This window comes from Bradyrhizobium sp. P2_E8, from assembly GCF_056403875.1.
This window is the reverse complement of record NZ_JBFUES010000959.1, coordinates 1-2,815: the sequence shown is the minus strand read 5'-3', so window position 1 is coordinate 2,815 and position 2,815 is coordinate 1. Positions and strand designations below refer to the sequence as shown.

Annotated in this window: 4 protein-coding genes; 2 read left to right on the top strand and 2 right to left on the bottom strand. The window is 63.9% G+C overall.

Annotated elements, in window-relative coordinates; translation table 11 throughout:
• Both AC1D00_RS34965 and AC1D00_RS34960 read left to right on the top strand, forming a co-directional pair.
• Positions 1-359, top strand: a 359-nt coding sequence (locus tag AC1D00_RS34965; protein ID WP_477013816.1) for a cytochrome c oxidase subunit 3, incomplete at its 5' end; no start/stop codon positions are given.
• A 9-nt stretch (positions 360-368) separates the two neighbouring features.
• A complete protein-coding gene (locus AC1D00_RS34960) occupies positions 369-761 on the top strand; it encodes a cytochrome C oxidase subunit IV family protein (RefSeq protein ID WP_167770683.1) in 393 nt (130 codons plus the stop codon).
• Positions 762-787: 26 nt separating this feature from the next.
• Here the strand turns inward: AC1D00_RS34960 and AC1D00_RS34955 are convergent, their stop codons facing one another.
• Both AC1D00_RS34955 and AC1D00_RS34950 read right to left on the bottom strand, forming a co-directional pair.
• On the bottom strand, positions 788-2,545 hold the full coding sequence (locus AC1D00_RS34955) for an NAD+ synthase (RefSeq protein WP_477013815.1): 1,758 nt from the start codon (positions 2,543-2,545) through the stop codon (positions 788-790).
• Between the two features lie 105 nt (positions 2,546-2,650).
• Positions 2,651-2,815, bottom strand: a 165-nt coding sequence (locus AC1D00_RS34950; RefSeq protein ID WP_477013817.1) for a diacylglycerol kinase, incomplete at its 5' end; no start/stop codon positions are given.

Sequence of the window (2,815 nt, the reverse complement as noted above, 5' to 3'; positions counted from 1 at the left end):
CCGCAATCCTGATGCTGGTCACAGCGGCATTTGGCGCAACATTCGTCGGAATGCAGGCGTTCGAATGGACCAAGCTGATCATGGAGGGCGTTCGCCCCTGGGGCAATCCCTGGGGCGCGGCGCAGTTTGGCTCAAGCTTTTTCATGATCACGGGTTTCCACGGCACCCACGTGACGATCGGCGTGATCTTCCTGATCGCGATCGCGCGAAAGGTCTGGCGGGGAGACTTCGACGTCGAGAGACGTGGCTTTTTCACAAGCCGCAAGGGCTATTACGAGATCGTCGAGATCACCGGGCTGTACTGGCACTTCGTCGACCTCGTGTGGGTGTTCATCTTTGCATTCTTCTACCTTTGGTGAGGTCGGCGCATGACAAACGCGGCAATACACATGGAAGGAACGCTCGACGCTCCTGCGTCCGGCGCAGTCGCAACGGGAGCCGTTCACGCCAAGGGTCAACAGCACCCGATCAAGCTCTACCTCGTGGTCTGGGGCTGGTTGTTCGTCCTCAGCACGTGCTCCTATCTCGTCGACTACTTTGGCCTGCATGGCTATCTGAGGTGGTCGCTGATCCTGCTGTTCATGCTGTTGAAGGCCGGACTGATCGTCGCCGTCTTCATGCACATGGCCTGGGAGCGACTGGCCTTGGCCTATGCCATCCTGCTGCCGCCGATCGCGGTATTGGTATTTGTGTCGATCATGGTGCTCGAATCCGAATACACGCACTTGCTTCGGGTGCTGTTCTTCGCAACCCCGTCTTAGGGCCCTCGGTCGCTCAAGACTGGAGCTCAGCCTTCGAACGCGTCGATCGACGCCTTGCTTCCGCGCGAGACCAGCGTCTCGTCCGGGGCGGGCAGCGGCTCGCCCCTGTCGCGAAAGCGGTTGGTGATGGGATAGCGGCGGTCGCGGCCGAAATTCTTAGCTGTCACCTTCACGCCGGGCGCGGCCTGGCGGCGCTTGTATTCGGCGACGTTGAGCAGATGGTCGATGCGGGTGACCGTCTCGCGGTCGAAGCCGGCGGCGATGATCCGGTCCAGCGGCTCCTCGCGCTCGACCAGGCGCTCGAGGATGGCGTCGAGCACGTCGTAAGGCGGCAATGAATCCTGGTCGGTCTGGTTCTCGCGCAGCTCCGCCGTCGGCGGACGCGTGATGATATCGGGCGGAATGACCTCACCCGCGGGCCCGAGCGCGCCTTCGGGCTTCCAGCTGTTTCGCAGCGCAGCCAACCGGAACACCTGCGTCTTGTAGATGTCCTTGATCGGATTGAAGCCGCCGTTCATGTCGCCATAGAGCGTGGCGTAGCCGACCGACATTTCCGACTTGTTGCCTGTTGTCACCACCATCAGCCCGGTCTTGTTGGAGATCGCCATCAGCAACGTGCCGCGGGTGCGGGCCTGAAGGTTTTCCTCCGTGATATCAGGCGGCAGATTCTTGAAGATGCCGGACAAGATGGTCTCGAAGCCGGTCACGGCTTCCGCGATCGGCAGCACCTCGTAGCGGATGCCGAGATGGCCGGCGAGTTCGCCGGCGTCCGCGATCGAGCTTGCCGCAGTGTAGCGATAGGGCAGCATCACGCCATGCACCTGGTCGGCGCCGAGCGCGTCGACGGCGATTGCCGCACACAGCGCGGAATCGATGCCGCCGGAAATGCCGAGCAGCACGCCGGGAAAGCCGTTCTTGGCGACATAGTCGCGAAGGCCCAGCACGCAGGCCGCGTAGTCGGCGTGGTCGCCTTCCGGCTGCGCGGCGATCGGCCCGGTGCAGCGCCAATCGTCGCCGTTACGAGTGAAGCGCAACGTCGTGATGCTTTCCTCGAACGCCGGCAATTGGGCCGCGAGCGAGAGATCGCTGTTGAGCGCGAACGAGGCGCCGTCGAACACCAGTTCGTCCTGGCCGCCGACCTGGTTGAGATAGACCAGCGGCAGGCCGCTCTCGGTGACGCGCGCGACCGCGACCGACAGGCGCACGTCGTTCTTGTCGCGGGCATAGGGCGAGCCGTTCGGCACCAGGATGATCTCGGCGCCGGTCTCGGCCAGCGTCTCGACCACGTTCTCGTAATCCTCGGACTCCTCCAGCCAGATGTCCTCGCAGATCGGCACGCCGATGCGCACACCGCGCACGGTCATCGGCCCCGCGGCGGGCCCGCGCGCAAACAGCCGCTTCTCGTCGAACACGCCGTAATTCGGCAGATTGCACTTGAAGCGCAAGCCAGCGATGCGGCCGCCCTCGAGCAGCGCGCAGGCATTGTAGAGCCTGCCGTCCTCGACCCAGGGCGCGCCGACAAGCATCGCCGGTCCGCCATCGGCGGTCTCACGCGCAAGGCTTTCGATCGCGGCTCGGCAGGCGGCCTGGAAGGCCGGCTTCTGCACCAGGTCCTCCGGCGGATAGCCTGCGATGAACAATTCCGGAAACAGCACGAGATCGGCGCCGTCGGCGGCGGCTTGCGCGCGCGCCGCCCGCACCTTGGCGGCATTGCCCTCGATGTCGCCCATGGTCGGGTTGAGCTGGGCCAGCGTGACCGCGAATGCGTTGAGACGTACGGTCATGGCCGCCCCTGTCCGATCCAATGGCTAGAGCATGATCCGGAAAAGTGTGGAGCGGTTTTCCGAGAAGATCATGCTCAAACAACAACCTAAGGCGCGGTGAGCGCTTTAGACGAAACCCAACCGCTCGACGATGGCAAAGATCCAGAACGCACCGGCCATCAGCAGCGCGACGCCGACGGCCGCCGAGCCCATGTCCTTGACCTGCCCGATCTGCTTGTCGTGATCCAGCGTCAGGCGGTCGGCGAGCTTTTCCACCGCGGTGTTGAGCAG

Bases quoted from the DNA above. Each gene is read 5' to 3' on its own strand.
- AC1D00_RS34960 (WP_167770683.1), top strand. From the start codon at position 369: ATGACAAACGCGGCAATACACATGGAAGGAACGCTCGACGCTCCTGCG.
- AC1D00_RS34955 (WP_477013815.1), bottom strand. From the start codon at position 2,545: ATGACCGTACGTCTCAACGCATTCGCGGTCACGCTGGCCCAGCTCAAC.